The organism is Bacteroidota bacterium (assembly GCA_008933805.1).
In the GTDB taxonomy this organism is placed as follows: Bacteria; Bacteroidota; Bacteroidia; order UBA8524; family UBA8524; genus SB11.
Genome location: WBUH01000001.1, coordinates 395662 through 417332, shown reverse-complemented (window position 1 = coordinate 417332; position 21671 = coordinate 395662). Strand labels below are relative to the sequence as shown.

Annotated in this window: 19 protein-coding genes; 6 read left to right on the top strand and 13 right to left on the bottom strand. The window is 43.3% G+C overall.

Features of this window, described 5'->3' with window-relative positions; all coding sequences use genetic code 11:
• Positions 1-5: 5 nt before the first annotated feature.
• A complete protein-coding gene (locus F9K23_01915; protein ID KAB2918920.1) occupies positions 6-4142 on the top strand; it encodes a DUF4157 domain-containing protein in 4137 nt (1378 codons plus the stop codon).
• Here the strand turns inward: F9K23_01915 and F9K23_01910 are convergent.
• The 4 genes from F9K23_01910 to F9K23_01895 form a co-directional block, all read right to left on the bottom strand.
• Positions 4139-4570 (bottom strand): hypothetical protein, encoded by a 432-nt coding sequence (locus tag F9K23_01910; GenBank protein ID KAB2918919.1) that lies wholly within the window; start codon positions 4568-4570, stop codon positions 4139-4141. The two genes, F9K23_01915 and F9K23_01910, sit on opposite strands and share 4 nt — an antisense overlap.
• Positions 4571-4577: 7 nt before the next feature.
• Positions 4578-5141 (bottom strand): hypothetical protein, encoded by a 564-nt coding sequence (locus F9K23_01905; GenBank protein KAB2918918.1) that lies wholly within the window; start codon positions 5139-5141, stop codon positions 4578-4580.
• Positions 5142-5169: 28 nt separating this feature from the next.
• Positions 5170-6021: a hypothetical protein gene (locus F9K23_01900; GenBank protein KAB2918917.1), complete on the bottom strand. Its 852-nt coding sequence runs from the start codon at positions 6019-6021 to the stop codon at positions 5170-5172.
• 89 nt (positions 6022-6110) lie between these two features.
• Positions 6111-6527: a DUF2141 domain-containing protein gene (locus F9K23_01895; GenBank protein ID KAB2918916.1), complete on the bottom strand. Its 417-nt coding sequence runs from the start codon at positions 6525-6527 to the stop codon at positions 6111-6113.
• Between the two features lie 83 nt (positions 6528-6610).
• Here F9K23_01895 and F9K23_01890 point away from each other — a divergent pair, with 83 nt between their 5' ends.
• The 5 genes from F9K23_01890 to F9K23_01870 all read left to right on the top strand — a co-directional run bounded on the left by F9K23_01890 (position 6611) and on the right by F9K23_01870 (position 12116).
• Positions 6611-7192: a sigma-70 family RNA polymerase sigma factor gene (locus tag F9K23_01890; GenBank protein KAB2918915.1), complete on the top strand. Its 582-nt coding sequence runs from the start codon at positions 6611-6613 to the stop codon at positions 7190-7192.
• A complete protein-coding gene (locus F9K23_01885) occupies positions 7159-7962 on the top strand; it encodes an anti-sigma factor (protein KAB2918914.1) in 804 nt (267 codons plus the stop codon). Before F9K23_01890 ends, F9K23_01885 begins: the two co-directional genes overlap by 34 nt.
• Positions 7963-8128: 166 nt before the next feature.
• Entirely contained in the window at positions 8129-9325 is a 1197-nt protein-coding gene (locus F9K23_01880; protein ID KAB2918913.1) for a pyridoxal phosphate-dependent aminotransferase, read from the top strand.
• Positions 9322-10308: a D-glycero-beta-D-manno-heptose-7-phosphate kinase gene (rfaE1, locus tag F9K23_01875; GenBank protein ID KAB2918912.1), complete on the top strand. Its 987-nt coding sequence runs from the start codon at positions 9322-9324 to the stop codon at positions 10306-10308. Before F9K23_01880 ends, rfaE1 begins: the two co-directional genes overlap by 4 nt.
• Positions 10309-10319: 11 nt before the next feature.
• Positions 10320-12116, top strand: a complete 1797-nt coding sequence (locus F9K23_01870; GenBank protein ID KAB2918911.1) for an ATPase — start codon at positions 10320-10322, stop codon at positions 12114-12116.
• Between the two features lie 23 nt (positions 12117-12139).
• On the opposite strand, the gene F9K23_01865 is transcribed toward F9K23_01870, so the two are convergent.
• From F9K23_01865 to ccoS, 9 genes are all read right to left on the bottom strand, one after another.
• Entirely contained in the window at positions 12140-12550 is a 411-nt protein-coding gene (locus tag F9K23_01865) for a hypothetical protein (protein KAB2918910.1), read from the bottom strand.
• A 157-nt stretch (positions 12551-12707) separates the two neighbouring features.
• On the bottom strand, positions 12708-13769 hold the full coding sequence (locus F9K23_01860) for a response regulator (GenBank protein ID KAB2918909.1): 1062 nt from the start codon (positions 13767-13769) through the stop codon (positions 12708-12710).
• The gene (locus F9K23_01855; GenBank protein ID KAB2918979.1) at positions 13744-14958 is read right to left on the bottom strand and encodes a PAS domain S-box protein; all 1215 of its coding nucleotides are present in this window, start codon (positions 14956-14958) and stop codon (positions 13744-13746) included. Before F9K23_01855 ends, F9K23_01860 begins: the two co-directional genes overlap by 26 nt.
• 134 nt (positions 14959-15092) lie before the next feature.
• Positions 15093-15797, bottom strand: a complete 705-nt coding sequence (locus F9K23_01850) for a sulfite exporter TauE/SafE family protein (protein KAB2918908.1) — start codon at positions 15795-15797, stop codon at positions 15093-15095.
• A 21-nt stretch (positions 15798-15818) separates the two neighbouring features.
• A complete protein-coding gene (locus tag F9K23_01845) occupies positions 15819-16265 on the bottom strand; it encodes a FixH family protein (protein KAB2918907.1) in 447 nt (148 codons plus the stop codon).
• Between the two features lie 41 nt (positions 16266-16306).
• Positions 16307-17740, bottom strand: coding sequence for a cytochrome c oxidase accessory protein CcoG (gene ccoG / locus F9K23_01840; GenBank protein KAB2918906.1), 1434 nt, complete (start codon positions 17738-17740; stop codon positions 16307-16309).
• Between the two features lie 123 nt (positions 17741-17863).
• On the bottom strand, positions 17864-18850 hold the full coding sequence (locus tag F9K23_01835) for a c-type cytochrome (GenBank protein ID KAB2918905.1): 987 nt from the start codon (positions 18848-18850) through the stop codon (positions 17864-17866).
• 162 nt (positions 18851-19012) lie between these two features.
• Positions 19013-21217 carry a cytochrome-c oxidase, cbb3-type subunit I gene (gene ccoN / locus F9K23_01830; protein ID KAB2918904.1) on the bottom strand — a complete coding sequence of 735 codons (2205 nt, stop codon included), beginning with the start codon at positions 21215-21217 and terminating at the stop codon, positions 19013-19015.
• A 227-nt stretch (positions 21218-21444) separates the two neighbouring features.
• Positions 21445-21627: a cbb3-type cytochrome oxidase assembly protein CcoS gene (ccoS, locus tag F9K23_01825; protein ID KAB2918903.1), complete on the bottom strand. Its 183-nt coding sequence runs from the start codon at positions 21625-21627 to the stop codon at positions 21445-21447.
• Between the last annotated feature and the right edge of the window lie 44 nt (positions 21628-21671).

The following is a 21671-nucleotide window of genomic DNA, read 5'->3' as shown; positions in this document are numbered from 1 at the left end:
CTATCATGTCAGTCGCATTAGCATATAGCCCCAAGCCCGAAAAGCCTTCAACCCGTTTGCAGGCAAAACTTCGTGTGGGCGGTGTAAACGACCGCGAAGAAAAAGAAGCGGACGCCGTTGCCGATAAGGTGATGCGGATGCCCATGTGCGGCAACCCCAAGGCAAGCACCATCAGCATGATGCCCGCCATCAGCCGCAAATGCACTGATTGTGAAAAAGAAGAAAAAGTAAACCGCAAGGAAGAGGAAGAAAAAGTTAGCAGGAAAGAACAAGAAGAGGAAGTACAACGCAAAGAAGAAGAGAAAGAACCCATACAGCGCAAAGCATCAGTCGCTACCAAAGATGAGCAACCCGGCACCGAAGAGCTGAAAATACAAACCAAAGGTGCAGCCTTACCCAACGGAGGTTTTGCCTCTTCAAAACTATCGTCATCCATCCAAAGTACAAGGGGCGGAGGCTCTCCCCTACCGCGCAGTATTAGCAGTGAAATGGGCTCAAAAATCGGAGCCGATTTCAGTAATGTAAAAGTGCATACCGGCTCTTATGCTCAAAACTTTAACAAAGGTTTAGGTGCAAGAGCATTTACTGTAGGTAAAGACATTTATTTCAATTCAGGCGAGTATAATCCGCATTCAAACAACGGAAAATCGTTGCTTGCGCACGAGTTGACGCACACGGTGCAGCAAGGAGCAGTAGCAAGAAGAGAAACCAACAACGCTGCGCCCGCCACACAGGAAAAAGAACCTGTGGTGCAACGCGGCGTAGGCGATTGGCTTGCCGACCAAGCATGGAGCATTGCCGAGAGTGTTGCCTCGCCTGAGTTTGTGCAAATGCTGCGCGAAATAAACGACAAGGGCATTTTTGGCTTTTTGCGTGAAAAACTTACGGGTGCGCTCAGCAGTATATTTAATACATTCCCCAATGTGGGCGAAGCGGTAACCTTTTTACGCACCGCATTTATCACCATGTACCAAGCGGTACAACCTATTATAACAGCACTTGCCAATGGAGATTGCGCCCCCTTGTTTGCAGCCCTTAACCAACTGAAAACCTACCTAACCACGCTGGCCACTACTGCGTGGGATAAACTGGTAGAGTTTGTACGCCCTATTGGCGACTTTTTCAGTGGTTTGTGGGCTTCGTACGGTGCGCCAGTAATGGATTGGCTGCGAAATACGGCGGGCGAAGTATGGACATGGTTGCAAAACCTTGGTACACGAATATGGAATTGGACACAGCCTATACGTGATTACGGAGCCGCTGCTTGGAACTGGGTGAAAGAGAAACTGGGCATTGGTACTAACGAAGCCGGAGAAGCTAATGAAAACGGAGTAGTTCAATGGCTGGGCAATAAGGTAGGCGAAGTATGGACAGGTATAAAAGATACCCTGCGCCCTGTAATTGAGCCGGTGCAACAAGTGGCGCAAAAGGTACTGGATATTTTACCCCTTAGGGCTATTACCAACCTTAGCGAAACCATACAAGGCTGGATGGCTAATGTAAACAGCATGGCTACCGCCATGGGTGATAACGGTGCCGAAGTAGCCGCCCAACAAGCTACCCTCAGGGATACTATACTGCCTGCGGTTATACAAACTGTAGATACCTTTAAAACAAGACTTAACGAAGCTGGTGCTTGGCTATCAGAAACGGTGGGGGGATTTGCTACCCGTATCGTATCGTTTATCGACGGACTAAGCACCAATACTTGGCTGAGTTTTGCATCATCGCTGCTGAGTTGGTTGCGAGACTCGGTAAACAATCTTACCGATTGGGTGCAAAATACGGTTATCAACCTGTTTGATAGTATAGGAAGAGGCTTGCAATACTTGGTAAGCTTTATACAACCCATACTAAACATGTTGCAGCGGTTAGTAGATACCGTCACCAATCTGATGGGCCGTTTGGGCGATTTTGTTTTAGGGCCGTTGAAGTTGATTCCTGCTTGCATTGTTAACCCTATAAAAACATTCGTAATTGAGCAAATACTGGCGCGCATACCTTTATTCCAACAGCTATTGCAGGTGCGCGACGCTTGGACAAGACTGCAAACCGTGGCAATGACCATTTTGTACCAAGTATTTGTAGATGGAAATATAGCAGGGGCTATATGGACGTTCTTCTGTGAAATGTGCCGCATTTTAGGCATCCCGCCTGATTTGATTGTGGATTTACTACGCAATGCCTCACAAGCCATTATGGATATTTTGCGCAACCCTGTGCAATTCTTCCTCAACCTGTTAGAAGGCTTGAAACAAGGCTTTATCCGTTTCTTTGATAATATACTTACCCACCTTGTAGGAGGTGTAGCCGACTGGCTGTTCGGTCAGATGGAAGGCATGGGTATCACCCGTCCTGCTGATTTAAGCTTCTCGTCAATTTTCACTTTTATACTTCAGATACTAGGCTTGAGTGTCGACCATATTTTTGAGTTACTTGCCCGCCGCATAGGCCCTGAACGCGCTGCCCAATTGCGCCGTGCATTAGAAGTAGCCACAGGAGTTTGGCAGTTTATCCGCGATGTGGTAGAGCGTGGCCCTGCCGCAATTTGGGAACGTATCAGCCAGTTCTTGGATAATCTTTGGAGCGGAGTGATTGATGCAGTGGTAAGCTTTATCAGTACCCGTATTATTGCGCGCGCTACCCAATGGCTACTCAGCTTGCTTGACATTACAGGTATAATGCCTGTTATCAATAGTATCATCGCTATTTATAATGCCATACAAAGCTTTGTTGAGTACTTTGTGCCCATGCTGCGCATAGTGAACAGCTATTTCCAAATGCTGGGCAATATTGCACAGGGGAACTTAGGCCCTGCCGCTGAGTTCTTAGAAGGTATTTTAGCCCGAAGCATACCTATTATCATCGGCTTCCTTGCTAATCAGTTCGGCTTTAACCGCATTGGCGAACACATTCGCGGAGCCATCACTAACGTACGCCTACGAATAGATAATGCCATACTACGAGTTATAGACGGAGCTATACGGGTGGGGGGTGCCATCTTGAACGGACTGAGAAGAGGGGTTGCAGCAGTAAGAGATTGGTGGAGGGCAAGAAAAGAGTTTAGAGAAGGTGGGGAACGGCATTCATTGTACTTCCAAGGTTCGGGACCGGGCGCACAACTTATATTGGCCAGTGAACCTCAGCATATTGGCGGATGGATAACAAGACGGCAAAACGAACTTCAAACTGCAGGACAATTAGACGATGCCAAACGTGCTGCTTTGCGAACAATGAGAACATTATCTGAAGAGATGCGCGCCATTACTAACAGAGCAAGCACCGACCCTAATCCAAGAACTGCGGAACAAATAATGAACGACATGGCGGATCAGATTGTAATTATTGGCGTTTCAGCCTCAGCAGCTACACATCTGGTACCCCGCATGGCATTCTCCGCAGGGTTTAATAACACCCCGGCACGTAGTAGCAGAAATGTGAGGTTTTTATATCGCGATCACAATAATCACGAAGAAGGGGGCGAACCTAATCCAAGTAGAAATCTTACCGCAGCGTTTGCCAAACTAAGACCGTTGGGATTGGCAAGCGGAAGCACCAGGTGGGTTCGTGCACACCTATTAAATGGAAATTTAGGCGGAAAACCTACTGATTCTAACCTTGTACCGATGCCTGGAAGTGATAATACAAGTATGGAGTCAGGGTTTGAAGAGGGAATGAAGCGAGCTTATGATGCCGACCCTAAAAAAGTATTATGGCAGGACATTGACATTACCCCTGATACTGACCCTGATTTTATTAGTGCGGTTACTTTTAAATGGGGGTATATGGACTGGAATGCATCTACAAGCAGGTGGGAAAAGAATAATTCTTCTCAGGGTGATTATACTGTTTCAAATATCGGACTTCCTGCTCCGGTTGGCCCCGGCCCACTATCCATAAGTGGCTTAAGGAGTTCAGGGGCAATCAACGACTTACAAATAAGGGCATTTTCAATTCAAACTACACTCTTTAGAAATGTTGCTATGGGAATACTTATGGCACCTGCAGGTACGCCACTTGCAAATGAAACCGACCTGTTAAACTTTGTAAACTCAAACTGGGCTACCGATACGCCAGGCAGAAGAAATAATTACAGAAAAAACATTCAAGATGCTCAGGCCGCTGGTAAGATAGTTTATTAATAACCAACGAATCCTGCCATTGATTCCCAAGTCGTGTTTTGTTTGATATGGCTCACCCATTTAGGGTCAGTAACAGTTAATTCAAATTCTGCATAAGGCACTTTATCCAAATCTTTCCAAAATTTCTGGTATTGGCTGTCTTCCAATGCAAATACACTTTCATCTACGGGGTAGTTTTTTGCATCAATCAACCATACGTCCTCCACGTACAAATGTGCATTATTAATAACCCACTCAGCATCTGTTAAGTCGTTACGGTTTAAACTAAGAATTTCACCTGTATTTTTTTCTTTTGCAGCGTCGTACAATGCTTGCAAAAAATAATAGGGTTGCTCTATAAACGTATCAAGTTCTGGGTCAATTATCCAAACTCCCAACTGTAATTTATTTTCGGTCTTGGTAAGACATTTAAGTTTTATTGAAGCCATATTATTACTATTTCACCTTCCTTCTAAAATTCAAGGTATTATCGTTGCGGATGTATGATGAAAAGGCGCTGTACACAAAGAAAGTACCCAGCCATAAACCCCAAGCAGTCCAACCGCTAATGCCTAAATACCCATCTAAATTCCATGTGGCAATAAACAGCAGTATAAAAATGGGCAGGCTGTAAAACCAACTCACGCGGGGTTGTATTCCGCGTCCGCCTTGCAGCTTCACCATATTGTGCCTGGTTTGGGGTAATTGCGGATAGTTTTCTTCCAACTTCAATCCCTCGGTAAACGCAGCATCCAACAAGCGGTGGTAAAGTCCTATGTCAATATTCCAAAGAGTCACCATTCCCACAGAACCCGCATAGCCGAGTAACGCAATCAAAAGTTCCTGCGGATAGGGCAAACTGTTGGCATTAGTGAGCACAAAACCGGCTCCGCTAAAGGTAGCCAGCAGCCACCCCGATGCAAACTTCCTATACTCAGTACATAGCGTATTGAAGTGCTTTTCTTGGTCGGTTAATGTATTATTTGCGGCAATAATTTCTTGCCATTCAGCATTTTCCATACAATCAAAAGATATAAAGTGTACTAACTTATAATTTAGGCAATACTACTTTCCTAGTAGATTCGAGCTTGCCATCCAAATACAACACAATTTTATATTCGCCCGCTGGCAATTCGGCATTACTCAACACAATTACATACGAGTGATAGCCTATCGTCATTTGTTCGTCCTTCAACACCTGCTTCACCACCTTTCCTTTCTTGTCATACACCGTTAACGTTGCCTTCTGCACTTTTGATGAACCCCACTCTACCGTTTCATTCATCTTAGTTACCAGTTTTCCGTCTTTGTATTCAGGTAAAGGTTGTCCGGTAGCTTTGCAAACATAGCGTTGCAGTATCCCCCTTTCAGTGGTGTCTTTGCCGTTCACATAACTCACGTCCAAATTATCACTAACTCCCCACACGGCGTATTGGCCGGTGCTGTCAAAGTACTTTTTCTCATTAATCAACTGGGCAACACCCATCAAATAGCCTGTGCTAAGTCCCCCTACACTAAAGCTTTTATCTTTAGTAGGCGGGGCATCAAACATTTGCATACACATGGCATTTATGTATTCCTTTATTTGCCCGCGGGCTTTCATCAAAAACGTGCGGTTTTCAGTTACAATCATGGTTTGCACAGTACTGTCGGCAGGCACCAATTGTTGCCCAACTTCAAGCTTCACATTAAACACAGTATTGGTACTATTAATCAGCTTTAGCAACATACACTTTCCGTAGGTGTTGCCGCTATTGGGCTGCATCACATCAGCCCCCTTAATCTCGGCCTTAACCATCTTTTTGGCAATGGCATCAGTAAGTGTATATGTAGCTGTATCAGCTGAAAAACAAGTGGTAACGGAAATAAAACAAAACAGTAGTGTGTAAATGTGTTTCATGTATATCAATTGCTGTGGTTAACAAATATACTGTGAAACCTCTTAAAAAAAATGGCCTAATGGTTAGCTAAAATAGCTTTGTGTTGAGATTACTTTAATCGAAGTGAAACCTTGCTCACCGATGAGTTGAATTGAAACTTTGCATCGTCAAATGAAGGCGGCCCGAACGTACCTCGAGCATTGTTAGAAAAACCGTACACCTCGGTAGGTACGCCAAACATTCCTTTGTCTAATTGGCCGTTGCGGTTCTCATCATGAAAGGCGGATATGGCATACGTTCCGTGCGGTAAATCCGGAATTTCGACAGTTACAGTAGTACCGCTCACGGATACTATTTTACCCATGTAAACGGTATTCTTTTCGCTAAAACCGTCTGCCTTGTTATAGATACCAATTTGCACGTCGCCGCGCACTTCTTTTACGCCGCTAACTTCAATCACCAATTTGCCTTTTTTTTCGTTGGCAGGCATCATGCTAAGTATTCCTATAAGTATGTTTATAAACATGGTATCATCTTAACTCTTCAAATCTTAAAAATGTTTTTCTAAAACAGAATTTATTTGAACTTATTGTGTAAAATTGCTTTGAATTGGCAAAGAGAAACCTGACATACCCTACTGAACAATTGCTGGTAGAAGCTATGCAGCTTGGTAAACAAGATGCGTATTCGCAGCTATACGACCAATATAGCAATACTTTATACGGTGTTGTGTGCAAGGTGATAAAAAACGATGAATTTGCCGCAGATGTGCTGCAAGACAGTTTTGTAAAAGTTTGGAAAAATATAAGCGGGTACAATCCCCAAAAATCCTCACTGTTTACTTGGCTACTAAACATTACCCGCAATACGGCTATTGATTTTATACGGTCGAAAAACTACAGAGCAGGACAAGAAAACCAAAGCCTTGATGATTCCGTAAGTATTCTTGAAAATAAAGAAGCTGATTCTATTAATGTTAATACGATAGGCATAAAAGAAAAAGCCCTTGCTATTGACGAAAAGTACAGCGTTTTGATTGAGAAACTTTATTTTGAAGGGTACACACAAGAAGAGGTTTCAAAAGAGCTTGGCATACCGCTTGGCACAGTAAAAACCCGTGTGCGTGCCGCAATGATTGAACTAAAACGGATTTTAAAATTTTTACTGCTGTGGACATTACTGAAATCATAAATAGCGGATTACTTGAACTGTATGTATTGGGGCTTACCAATGCAGAAGAAACCAAGCAGGTAGATGAATGGCGCGCCCAGTACACTGAAGTGAATGCTGAAATTGCTACCATTGAAGGAATTGTGCAAAGCTATGTGCAGCAGTACGATAAAACCCCTCCTGCCGATTTAAAAGAAAAAATACTTGCCCGCTTATCAGAAGAAAAAGGAATCAATATTCCCCGCAGGGCTACTATACAAAGCCGTTGGACACAATACGGCATGGTGGCCTCAATAGCTTTGCTAGTTGGTAGTGTGGTGCTAAATGTGGTGTATTACGGCCGTTGGCAAGATAGCCAACGACAAGTGGCAAGACTTGAAAGCGAAAAACAAGAATTGTTTGCCCAAAACCAAAGCCAAAGCACAGCCCTTAGCTCTGCTGAAGGTGAATTGGGAGTTTTGAAAAGCCCTACCCTTAAAATGGTAACGTTGGCAAGCGTAAAACCCAATGTGCCTGCACAAGTTACCGTGTATTGGGATACTGCTAAAAACAATGTATTTGTAAACATTAATAACCTACCCCCTGCCCCTGCCGATAAGCAATACCAGTTGTGGGCGTTGGTGGACGGTGTGCCTGTAGATGCCGGTGTAATGGAACTGAACATTACAGCCCTGCAACAATTGAAGCAAATAAACAAAGCGCAGGCTTTTGCCATTACGCTTGAAAAACGTGGTGGAGCGGTGAGCCCAACACTTGAAGAAATGATTGTACTGGGAACAGTTAAAGTATAAAAAGTCCGGAAATAAACGGATTCTTCCTAAAACAAAGAGCGGGACGACATGATGTTGTCCCGCTTTTTTATTTCTAAAGACGCTTTTATGCTGTTCAATCAAAATTATGCAATTCAATCACCGCAAGCCCGTAAAATCTATATATTCGCATTTTAGATATTGACGGATGACATTACAAATAGCCGACAGGGTTAATTCATTTGCCGAATCGCAAACGCTGGGCATGGCCAAACTTGGCCGCGAGTTGGCCTCCAAAGGCCATAAGGTAATTAACCTTAGTTTGGGTGAGCCTGATTTTGACACTCCCCTACATATTAAAGAAGCTGCAATACAAGCCATTCACGATAATTATACGCACTACACCCCCGTGGCAGGTTTTATCGACCTCCGTGAGGCGGTGTGTTCCAAGTTCAGCCGCGAGAATAATTTAACCTTTACCCCCGACCAAGTAGTTGTTTCTACCGGGGCTAAACAATCGCTGATGAACGTGGTGCTATCCATCGTTAATCCCGGCGACGAAGTAGTAATCCCTGCCCCTTTTTGGGTGAGTTATGCATCAATGGTTGAGTTTGCCGGCGGCAAACCAGTATTGATTTATGCAGGCATAGAACAAGATTTTAAGGTAACAGCTGAGCAAATTGAAGCCCACATTACCCCAAAAACAAAACTGATGATGTTTTCATCGCCCTGTAATCCAAGCGGTAGCGTATATAACCGTGCCGAGATGGAAGCCATTGCTGCCATGCTGGATAAATATCCGCAGGTGTATGTGGTGAGCGATGAAATTTACGAACACATAAACTACGTTGGCAAACACGAAAGCCTTGCAAGTTTTGAGAACCTTAGCAACCGTGCTATTGTGGTAAACGGCGTATCAAAAGCGTTTGCCATGACAGGCTGGCGTATTGGTTACATTGGGGCACCAAAACCCATTGCAGCCGCCTGTGAGAAATTACAAGGGCAGTTTACATCGGGTACCAACTCAATTGCGCAACGCGCGGCAATCGCTGCTCTTTCGCAATCTATTGAGCCTACCCGCCAAATGTGCAACACGTTTCATCAACGCCGTAACCTGGTACTTGAGTTGATGAAAAACATACCGGGCTTTAAATGCAATGTGCCCGACGGCGCATTTTACGTATTTCCCGAAGTGAGCGATTATTTCGGTACGAAGTATGAAAACACTAACATACAAACTGCTACCGATTTAAGTTTGTTTATCCTTGAGCATGCGCACGTAACCACTGTTACAGGCGAAGCTTTTGGCAGCAATAATAACCTTCGCCTTTCGTATGCGGCAGGCGAAGCTGATTTAAAAGAAGCATTTACCAAAATTGAACAAGCACTGGCTAAATTGAAATGAGTGTTGATTTTAACCGCCTGTTTGAAGATTTTAACCGCCTAAAAGTTCTGATTGTAGGCGATGTGATGATTGATGCCTACATAGTAGGTAAAGTAGAGCGTATTTCGCCCGAGGCTCCTGTGCCCGTAGTATCGGTAACGGGAAAAGAACAACGTTTGGGCGGAGCGGCCAACGTGGCACTAAATGTAAGGGCATTGGGAGCACAACCCTATATGTGCTCGGTAATTGGTGATGATGAAGGCGGATTTGAGATAAAAAAACTGTTTACCCAAGCCGGAATCAACCACGACGGACTGGTAGCCTCTCCCAGCAGGCCTACCACAGTTAAAACCCGTATTATTGGCAACAATGCTCAAATGCTGCGCATTGATGAGGAAATAACCACACCTGTTACCACCGCTGAAAGTAATCAGTTGGTTGCGGCTATTGGGGAGTTATTGCCGCAAATGGACGTTGTAATTTTTGAGGATTACGATAAAGGTGTTCTTACGGCTGAAAACATCAAAGAAATTATTGCCTTAGCTCAACAGCATAATATTCCTACCATTGTTGACCCTAAAAAGGTAAACTTTGCCCATTATAAACAGGCTACATTGTTCAAACCCAACTTAAAAGAAATAAAAGAGGGGTTAAAAACCGATGAAAACCTGAAAGACCTTGCGAAGTTAAAAGAGGCCATCGCCCAACTGAAACAGCTATTAAACAACCCGATGGTAATGGTTACCCTTAGTGAATTAGGCGTAATGATAACCGACCATACCGACTACCACCACATACCTGCCCATGTGCGCAATATTGCCGATGTGAGCGGCGCAGGTGATACAGTGGTGAGTGTAGCTGCACTTTGTTTGGCTTTGAACACTGATATGAAAACCACAGCGTTTTTATCAAACATTGCAGGAGGATTGGTATGCGAAAAAGTGGGGGTAGTTCCTATTGAGAAAGACCTTTTACTGCACGAAGCCATCAGACTTTATAATTAAGTTTTACCACTATGGTAAAAGATACCGTTAAGCATTTCATCTTTGAAAACCGCAAGCTAATTCAAAACATACTGCGGGTTTTATTAGTATTGGTTTCAATATTGGTAATAGGTACTACGGTATATTACCACGGCTTTCCGCACCCGCAAGAAACCCGTGATTTATTGCTAACGGTAAACAAGCTGTTCTTCTTAGTCTTTATACTTAACTACACGGTAAAGGTCATTATTGCACAGCAGCCAAAGGCTTTTTTGCGGCAAACGTGGCTCGAAGCATTTTTGCTGATGCTGGTTATTTATGACGGTATCAGCTATTATGTGTTTGAGTTCCCTATCATCAATGCGCTTTTTTCATACTTGCGCATCGACCCGATGAGCACCAAGTACGCCTTCTTTATCCAGTTTTTTCTGATACTGCTGGTAATCATAGAGTTTATTAAATCTACCCGCGATTTTGGTAAAATCCCGCTAAAACCGGGAGCACTGTTTGTGTGGTCGTTTGTAATACTTATTTTGGGCGGAGCCGGACTTTTGTGCCTCCCTTCTATTAACACCACCGGCACCAGCATGCGTTTTATTGATGCACTGTTCACCTCGGCCAGTGCTTCTTGTGTAACGGGTTTAACTGTAGCAGATACCGCTACCTATTTTAACTTTAAGGGTCAGATACTTATTCTGATGCTTATACAATTAGGCGGCTTGGGTATTATCACTTTTGCCACCTACTTTGCTACGTTCTACAAAAAAGGGGTAGGTATTAAGCACCAATATGCTTTGCAGCAAATGCTTGATACCGACTCATTGATAGGTTCTTACGGCTTAATACGCAAGATATTTGTTTATACCATCGCCATTGAAGCCATATCGGCAACCTGCCTGTACATGCTTTGGAACAATTATCCTTTTGCATCCAGTGGCGATAAAGTGTTTTCATCCATTTTCCATGCGATTTCAGCATTCTGTAATGCCGGTTTTTCGTTATTCACCAACAACTTATACGAACCGGGCGTTAGCGATAAATACATTTTACACTTGGTAGTTGCTGCCACCGTTTTCTTTGGCTCGCTGGGCTTCCCTGCCATGCGCGATATGTTTGAAGTGGATAACCTTCGCAAACGCCTTAAAATGCCTTGGAAAAAGTGGAAACTAAGTACCCAAATAGCTTTTTATACCAGTATTGCATTGGTTGTTTTTGGTGCTATTTGCTTTTACTTTTTAGAGAAAAACAATGCAATAAAGGGCATGGAGCTTTTTCCAGCAATGGTAGCCTCGGTATTTCAATCCACCATCACACGTACCGCGGGTTTCAATACTGTTGACATGAGTATTTTAGGCACTCCCATCCTCATTATATTTATCTTCTTAATGTTTGTGGGTGCTTCATCAGGCTCTACAGGTGGTGGTATAAAAACCAGTACGTTTGTAGTGATTTTTGCTTCGATGTGGGCTACTATACGCGGTAAAAAGATGATTACACTTGGCAGACGCACTATTTCGCACGACTTGATTTATAAGGCATTTGCCATTTTTGTGTTCTCGGCTACGTATGTGTTTGTTTGTACATTTATACTAAGCATTACCGAACCCGGCACCCCTATCATACGATTGTTGTTTGAAGAAGTATCTGCGTTTGCAACCGTTGGACTTAGTACGGGCATAACTGCCTCGCTTTCCGATGCCAGCAAAATAGTATTGATTATCAGTATGTTTGTGGGCCGCGTAGGTATATTAACTCTTGCATTTGCATTAAGTAAAGAAGTGGAAACCAACGCCTTCAAATACCCCAACTCACACATTATGATAGGCTAGTCCTGTGTATTTACAGGCAATGCTTATTGTATTTCATCGTTAACAGCATTTATATTTTCTTGCCTTGTCATGTGTTGGGTCACCAACTCACCTTGGGCGTTTTGCTCCTTTAAACTCCATTTATCGGTAACGGTAGTTTCAAGCCACACCTTCCCTGATTTTCTAAAAACCTGTATGTTCAATCCGTAGTTATCGCTAAATGCCCGCTCTAAATCAGCAACGGCCATCATCGGGTCAATTTCAATCAACCCGCTGTTATGCTTGCTCCTACACTCACCCAACGTTCTATTCTCTGAGGTAATCTGCATTTTAGGCGAGCCTTCGCCCAAATGGTGGGGTTTGCTGAAAAACTCAATTTTCAGGTAAGGAAACAACAAGTTAAACTCCTCTTTTATATGCTGTATCCTAGTAGTATCGTTTATAGTAATTACCATCTTAGTATTCTTTATACTCCTTGTGTTTCCTTAAAAAATAAGGCAATCATTACCCAATTGTATGGGCTACAATACAAAGTTAAAATGGCTTTAGCTGCCTAACTATGATAAATATCAGCCGTCAGCATTGAGAATAATCAATCTTTTGCCTGAAGGGTCAGTTCTTTAATGCAGCCAGCTTGTCTAAATTCAGAATATCAATTTTGCCGGCTTTGATTGCTATCAGGTTTTCATCCTTAAAATCACTTAGAGTTCGGATAGCTGTTTCTTGCGATGTACCTACAATACCGGCTAAATCTTCGCGAGAAAGATTGATACTGAAATGCTCTTCGTTATTGGTGTTATAGCGGTGGTAAATGGCCACCAAAGCCTCGGCCACCCGTTTGCGTACCGAGTTATACGCCAGCTTTAATAAACGTTCTTCTTTCTCTTGCAAACTGCCTGACAGCATTCTTATAAACTTACGCGCCACGCCGCTATTGTTGGTAAGCAGCGAAAAGAAATCATCCTTAGGTATCAGGTATATTTCAGCATCTTCTAAGGCTGATGCAGTATCAGCATATTTACTGTCTTCAAGTAAAGGCAGGTATCCAAAAAAATCACCTGCACCAAACAACCCTGTTATAAACTCCTTACCGTCATCATTTGTACGGTAGGTTTTCACCTTACCCGAGTTAATAAAGTAAATGCCCTTGGGATAATTGTCTTCGTTGTATATTACTTCCTTCTTCTTGCAACGGCGCAGTTCTTTGTTCTCCGATAGTTTTTTCAAATCTTCAAACTCACGTGCGGTAGAGAAGAAATCCGTAAGCCCGTCAATATTTTTGGTAAACTCTTTTTTAAGCAACTCGCCTTTCTTCAATCGGCTTTCCACCGCGCTCAACAACTCAATATCATCAAAAGGCTTGGTAAGGTAATCATCGGCACCCATTTCCATCCCTTTTCTAAAATCGCTGCGCTCGGCCTTTGCCGTCAAAAATATAAACGGAATGCTTGCCGTTTCTTCGTTTTTAGATAGCAGGTGCAACACACCGTACCCATCTAAAACGGGCATCATAATATCACATATTATTAAGTCGGGCTTTTGTTTATGCACCAACTCAATGCCTTCCTTTCCGTTAACAGCCACAACCGCATTGTATCCTGCTAACTCAAGTATTTCGGCAGTATTTTCGCGTATCAGTTCGTTATCTTCAATTAGTAGTATTGTCTTGCTCATGGCCGTTATGTTTTGGGAATTTTATAATAAAAGTGGTGCCTTTGTTTAATTCGCTGTCTACGTCAATAGTACCGTTCAGCATCTCAACATATTTTAATACAATATTTAACCCAAGGCCCGTGCCTTGTATGTTGGTAACGTTGTGCCCTCTAAAAAACCGCTCAAACAAATGCTTCTGATCTTCAGGCGATATGCCTATACCTTCATCCTTCACTAACAGCGTCAAGCCATTATCATCTGCCGCAGAGGTTACTTGTATTGTGGCTCCTTCGGGTGAAAACTTAATGGCATTTGAAACCAGGTTGAACAGGATGTGCCGTTTGATTTTCTTATCAATCAACAACTCTTCTTCGCCGGTATGAGTGTATGCGATTTTCTGGTCGGTTTTGGCCAATGCCTGCAAGTCATTCACAATGTCCATCGTAAACTCTCTAAACTTAACAAGCTCAGGATTAGCAACCACTTTGCCTTCTTCGAGTTTGCTGATTGATAGCATATCGTTCAAGATATCAGTAAGGCTGTTTACTGATTCTTTGATACGGGCAATGTGTTTCACCTGCTTATCGGGCTCATTCAGTTCCCCATATTTACGTACCAACGAAAGTGAGGACAATATGCCTGCCAGCGGGGTACGAAACTCATGCGAAACCAATGATACAAACCTTGATTTAAGGTCGTTCAGTTTCTTTTCGTTTTGTAAGGCTTCGTGTAATTCTTCTTTGGTTTTTTCTAGCTCACTAATGGCTTCGCGCAAAATCATGGTGCGGTCTTCCACTTGCTTCTCCAACTCAATCGAGTAGTTTTTCAGCTTATCCTCTGCTATTTTACGCAGGGTTATATCCACTATAAACGCAATCACAAAAGTTTCTCCGCCGGAAGTAAACGGACTCAGGCTTATTTCAAGCGGAAACTCACTGTTGTCTTTACGTTTTCCGTTCAAATCAAGGCCGATACCCATTGAACGTGGGTGGGGACCGCCGTAATATTTCTCGCGATTGGCTACGTGGGTACCTCTGTGCCTCATTGGTACCAGCAACTCAACGGGCTTTCCGATAAGCTCACCTTTCTCGTATCCAAAGAGTCTTTCTGTCGCAGGGTTCACTCTGATGATGTCCCCTACACTGTTAGTAACTAAGATACCTTCGGTAGCGTATTCAAACAGGGCTTCTAACCCTTCGGCATTATTCATTTTTTCAATATGGTAGGATGTACGCCCAAACATACGGTTTTTCAGAAAAACTTAATCTTCAAAAATCAACCCGTGCTACCACAAGAAATATGATGAAAATCAGGAAAAGGCGGTATTTATTAAGAAAAGAAGGCTTATTGAGGCTTTTCGCAACACTCCATTTGATTATGAGTATTTATTTTAGGGCTTAAATAAGGTACGCCCAAATTCATTCCCCTTACGATAAACAGTACCGCAACTACTGCCACAAAATAAGGAATGGTTTTAAGGATGGTGGTACGTACGCCTTGCGTTACCCATCTTGAGGTAAAGGATACTGCGAGCATCATGGGTAATGTGCCCAAACCAAACAATGCCATAAACGCAGCCCCTTGCAGTGCATGGGTGGTAGTTGCTGCACCCGCAAGTGCCAGATATACCAACCCGCAAGGCAGCAAACCGTTTATCATACCTACTGCAAACTGAGCCCCCAAGCCGGGCTTGGTTATAAACTTGGCAAACAGTTTTTGTATGCGCTGGCTATAAGCACTTATTGTATTGTTTTTGTCGGACAAACGAATACCCGTAATTTTTACAATGGCGTATAGCAACAACAATACACCGGTAATAATTGAGATGTATTGTTGTATGCCGGCCAATTGCAGGCCTTGTCCAAAAGCGCCTATCAGCAAGCCAATAGTGGCATAGGTAAAAATGCGACCGCTATTATACACCAACCTGCCGGCTACAAACTGCCCCCTGTTTTGACCTACGGGCGCAATAAGGGCAATGGGTCCGCACATACCCAAGCAGTGAAAGCTGCCTAATAATCCTGTTATAAATGCTGTGAGGTATAGCATGGTGGTAGGGTCTTAATCACATTATATTGTTACTTCTTTTTCAAAAAAGTACTGCTTCTCCCCCATTTTCCATTGCAGTTTCACACGCCAGTTGCCCTTTGCCATTTTGCTCAGGGGTATTGATTGCCTGTTGTCTGCATCAGGTTTTAGCGTTTCGGTGAAATCGGTTTTAGCATCCGAAGGACGGAAAAAATACACCTGTCCTTCTATTTTAGTAGCATCTACCTCTTTAGGAAATACAACCTCTAATTGGCTGGTTGTGTAATTTACATTCACTTGCAAGGCATCGCCAAAGGCATCAGCCGCTTTTACTTGCTCAATGTGTTTTTCGTACTCAATACCTTGTTCGTAGTAGTCTTTGGCCACCAAGTCTACTTTGTGGCTCATCATGTTTGCGGCAAGGGTTACTATAAATGTTATAAATGTTACCATGCCAATCACTATTCCGGTTCCCCAGTTCAGTTTCATCGTTGTAATTATTTTTAGGGTTGTTGTTTACTATTCTATCCTTATTGAGCTTGTTCTGTTTTTACAGGGGCTAAAAAGGAGGTTTTAATTTTGTCTATTTCTTTACCGTCGGCCATCACCTTCACATACACCACGTTCTTGTTCTTAGTTATTTTGTCTTTAGGTAACTCAATAAAAAAGGTGCCTTTGTATATCTCTTCCCGTTCCACATTAATTGCTCCGTTGGTAGTACCCACCAAGGTTATTTTTGCCCCGTCGAGATTTTCAAGACTTAACTTTACGGGCACGCCGTGAAAGGTTTTATTCACCAATTCAAAATTGTACAAGTTGGTAACGGTGGTGGCGTTTTCTTGAAACATCTTGCCCGGAGCACGCAATACAGTAGCCTCAATGCTATCGCGGGTAGCCAATAGGAAGATAAATACCCCTGCCAATACCACCAGCAATGCGGTGTATGCCTTCATGCGGGTATTGTAATTAAAGTTTTTACCTGATTTTATACCCTCTAACGATGCGTAACGAATCAGTCCGTGTGGTTTGTTTATCTTATCCATTACACCGTCGCAGGCATCAATACAGGCGGTGCAGTTTACACATTCCAACTGTGTACCGTTGCGTATGTCAATACCTGTGGGGCATACGTCTACGCACAAGCCGCAATCCACACAATCACCTTTTGGGGTGGTATCGCCTTTGCGCAACTTTCCGCGGGGTTCACCGCGCACATCGTCGTAGGCAACTACAATACTATCTTTATCCAATAACACACCTTGCAAGCGTCCGTAAGGGCAAGCCCAGATACACACAAACTCACGCAGTTTGCTAAATACTAAATAAAATACGGCGGTAAAAATCAGTATGGTCACCAAGCCGCCAATGTGGTTAGCAGGGTTATCGATAATAATCTTAAACAACTCATCGCTACCAATTATATAGGCCAAAAAGATATTGCTGATAAAAAACGAAAGGATAAAGAAGATAAGATGCTTTGTTCCCTTCTTTAAAATCTTCTCATTGTTCCAGGGTTGTTCATCAAGTTTGCGTTGTTGGTTGGCATTGCCTTCTATCAGGTTTTCAATCTTGCGGAAAACCATTTCTAAGAAAATGGTTTGAGGGCAAATCCATCCGCAGAAAACGCGACCGTAAACGGCGGTAAAAAGCACAATGAATACAATAAGGGTAAGCATTGCCAAACCAAACAGGATAAAATCCTGAGGCCAAAACGGCACGCTGAATACAATAAATTTACGCTCAAGGATATTAAACAGCATCATGGGCCTGCCATTGATGCGTATGAAGGGTGCTGCCACTAAAAAGGCCAGCAAGAAATACGAAAGGTAAGTACGGTATTTATAGAACTTACCCTTTATTATTTTAGGGTAAATCCATCGGCGGTTGCCTTTATCGCCGGTATTGCCGAGCTGGTTACGAAAATTGTCGGCGGTTTGGGTATCAAAAACTGATGATTTTGACATAAAGGCGGGTTGTTGGGTTGTTGTTTAGGGTTATTGTTGAAAAAGGCCGGGCGCGTAACAACCCTAATGAAATCGCAACCCGGCCAAGCACTTGCATTGCTGCAAGTGAGTATTTTAATCTGCTTATCGCATTGATGTTAAAGTAGTCTTAGCGGTATCTTTTGCTGTTGAGTCAGCAGGGGCGGCAGGAGCTGTTTGCCCTTCCGTCCACTTCTCCCCTTGGGGTTCTTTAGCATTGGCGGGTTTGCTGCCTTGCAGCGATAACACATAACTGGCTATTTGCTGTATTTGTACCGGAGAAAACTCTTTTTTCCAACTCTTCATACCTTTCAGCTCTACACCGTCGGTAATCGTTTTGAATACGTTTTTAACTCCGCCGCCATGTATCCAATATTCGTCGGTAAGGTTAGGAGCTATGTTTGTTCCTTCGGCCTGTTTACCGTGGCAAGCCACACAGTTTTTAGCAAACAACTCCAGTCCCTTGGCTATTCCGTCTTTGTCTGTCAGCAGGGTTACTGTTTCAGCATTAATCTTGTCACCGGCGGTTTTCAGGTACAACTCATAATCTTGCTTTGCTTGTTCCATTTGCGCCACATATTCTGCGTTTTGCAGTTTCCCGCTATCAAGTACATGGTAATTAATCCAGTAAATAACTCCAAACACCACAGTACTGTAGAACAAAACCATAAACCAACGAGGGATGGGGTTATCCAACTCTTGTATGTCATCGTACTGGTGGTCGAGCATTCGCTCTTTATCAGTAGTTATGGGGTTTACATGGAAAATAAGACCTAATGTAGATTGTGGAACTTTAGCTGCGTATGATGGGTCGCTTTCAGAAAGCACCTTGTTACGTAACCTAAGTACTGCAAAGTACACATAGGTTACCATTAGCAGCATTAGCAACGATATACCCAAAACAATATATAATAAGGTATCGCCCATGCCGCTAATCATACTGCTCATTGTAAACGGCTCATCAGGGCTGCCCAGTTGCTGAGCTGTGGCAGGCAAAACTGTCAAAGCAAACAACGCAGGCAAGGTGTATTTTATATACTTTTTCATAAACGATTCTCTTTTTTGGTGATTATTGATTTCCGCCTTCATCATTCAAGGGTACCCGTTTCGAGCGTTCGATATAGTCTTTATCAACCCTTAATAACCAAACGGTAACAGCGATAAAAAACATAAGGAAGATGAGAAACGAAGTAACCATATAGAAATCGGCCCCTTCAACTACTTTTAAAAACTGCTTAAACATGGCTTAGGGTTTTATTTTTGTGAGGTTTGACGTTGGAAACTCATTTGAAAGCTTTGCGAAGCCTCGGGCGATACATCTTTACCCAAACGTTGCAGGTAGGCAATAATGGCTACTATTTCTGTTTTATTAAGTGGGGTAATCGTGTTACCGTTGTCATCGGTTTCACCGGCAATACCGCTTTTGTTTAATGAAACTACAATGCTGTCGGCTTGCTTTTGCAAATCGGCCATTGCTTCATTTTCATAACCGGCAGGGTAAGGCACTCCCAACTTGCGCATTGCATTAATTTTATCAGCAGTGTTCTCTGTATTCAGCGCTTGAGTAGCCAGCCAGTTGTATTTAGGCATGATAGAACCCGGCGAGGTTGACTGTGGGTCCATCAAGTGGCTGTAGTGCCAATCGTCACCCTTTTTCAAGCTACCCACACCTTCGCGGTGCAAATCGGGTCCGGTACGTTTACTACCCCACAAGAAAGGATGGTCGTACACATACTCACCAGATTTTGAATAATCGCCGTAACGTTCTGTTTCGCTACGGAAAGGGCGTATTAATTGTGAGTGGCAGTTGTTGCAACCTTCACGTATATACAAATCGCGGCCTTCCAATTCAAGCGGGGTGTAAGGTTTTACACTGGCTATAGTAGGTACGTTTGATTTTACCAAGAAGGTAGGAACTAACTCAATAGCAGTACCAATCAAAATCACTACCAACGACCAGAACAACATTTGCATGGGTTTACGTTCAACCCAACGGTGCCAGTAACCATCGCTGCCGTGTGGTACAAAGTTCTTTTCAAGTGCAGGCGCTTCAGCGGCTTCGTTGGCAACCAAACTGCCGCTTTTTGCAGTTTTCACCAAGTTGTAAGTCATCAAGAACACACCTGATAAGTATAAGGCGCCACCTATACCGCGCACCGCATACATTGGAATTAACTGGGTTACTGTACTTAAGAAGTTAGGGAACTCTAAACGTCCGTCAGGAGTGAAGTAAGTCCACATCATACCTTGTGTAAAACCGTTCCAGTACATCGGAATTGCATAGAACAAAATCCCTAATGTGCCCAACCAAAAGTGGGTAGAAGCCATTTTTACTGAGTACAACTTGGTACCGTAAATTTTAGGGATGATGTAGTACAGCATGGCAAAGGTTAAGAAACCGTTCCAGCCCAACGCACCCACGTGTACGTGTGCTACAATCCAATCGGTAAAGTGTGCAATAGCGTTTACGTTTTTAAGCGAAAGCATGGGGCCTTCAAAAGTGGCCATACCGTAGGCAGTAACACCTACCACCATAAATTTAAGCAAAGGGTCCTCACGCACTTTGTCCCAAGCCCCGCGAAGGGTAAGCAAACCGTTTAGCATTCCACCCCAAGAAGGAGCAATCAACATGATTGAGAATACAACGCCCAGTGATTGTGCCCAATCTGGTAACGAAGAGTATAACAAGTGGTGAGGGCCCGCCCATATATAGATAAATATCAGTGCCCAAAAGTGAAGTATCGAAAGTTTGTATGAATACACTGGACGGTTTGCCATTTTAGGCAAGAAGTAATACATCAGTCCCAAAAACGGTGTGGTTAAGAAAAACGCAACCGCATTGTGTCCGTACCACCATTGCACCAGCGCATCTTGCACACCGGCATACCATGAGTAGCTTTTAAAGAAGGTTACAGGTAACTCGAAGCTGTTTACTATGTGCAAAACAGCCACAGTAACAAAAGTGGCTATATAAAACCAAATGGCTACGTACAGATGTCGTTCACGGCGTTTAAGTATGGTACCGAACATATTTATACCAAATACTACCCACACCAGTGTAATGGCAATATCTATAGGCCATTCAAGTTCAGCGTATTCTTTAGATGTGGTGATACCTAATGGTAAGGTAATGGCCGCGGCGAGAATAATTAACTGCCAACCCCAAAAGTGAATATTACTTAGGGCATCGCTAAACATACGGGTTTTAAGCAATCGTTGCAGCGAGTAGTACACCCCTGCAAAAATGGCATTGCCCACAAAGGCAAAAATTACTGCATTGGTGTGCAGCGGACGGATACGCCCGAAAGTTCCGTACTGGGTTAAATTAAGGTTGGGGGTAACGAGCTGAAAGGCAATTAATAGCCCTACAGTCATCCCCACAATACCAAACACCACCGTTGCAATGATAAAATTGCGGACGATGCGGTTGTCGTAGTTAAACTTTTCTACCTGGCTCATAAAAGGTCTTATTTTTTAGGTTATTGTGTGCAAAGCGCACTAAACACAGGGGCAAAGTTGCCATTACGGGCAGGTGATTAAAATGACGGTCATCAAACCGATATATGACTTTGGTCAGGTTTCACCGACCTATCTCTGAATAAAAACCAAAACGGCGCAAAGGCACATTCGTATTGCCTTCACGCCGTATAGTCAATTTATTTTTTGTGTGCACTTACCTTACAACCTCATTGCACAGTCGGCTCAGGTTGTTCAGCTTGCTGTTCTTTATTGTCGTCCTCAAAAAGTACGCGGTAGCCGGGTGTAACAAGGTCGTCGTTTTGGCCGCTTTTAATGCTCCAAAAAAAGGCACCTAAAAACACCAGTGCCAATACAAGGCTGCATCCAATCAATATAAATATTACAGTCATTTTTTATGGCTTTTGGCCTTTGGCTGTTAGCTGTTGACTTGTTT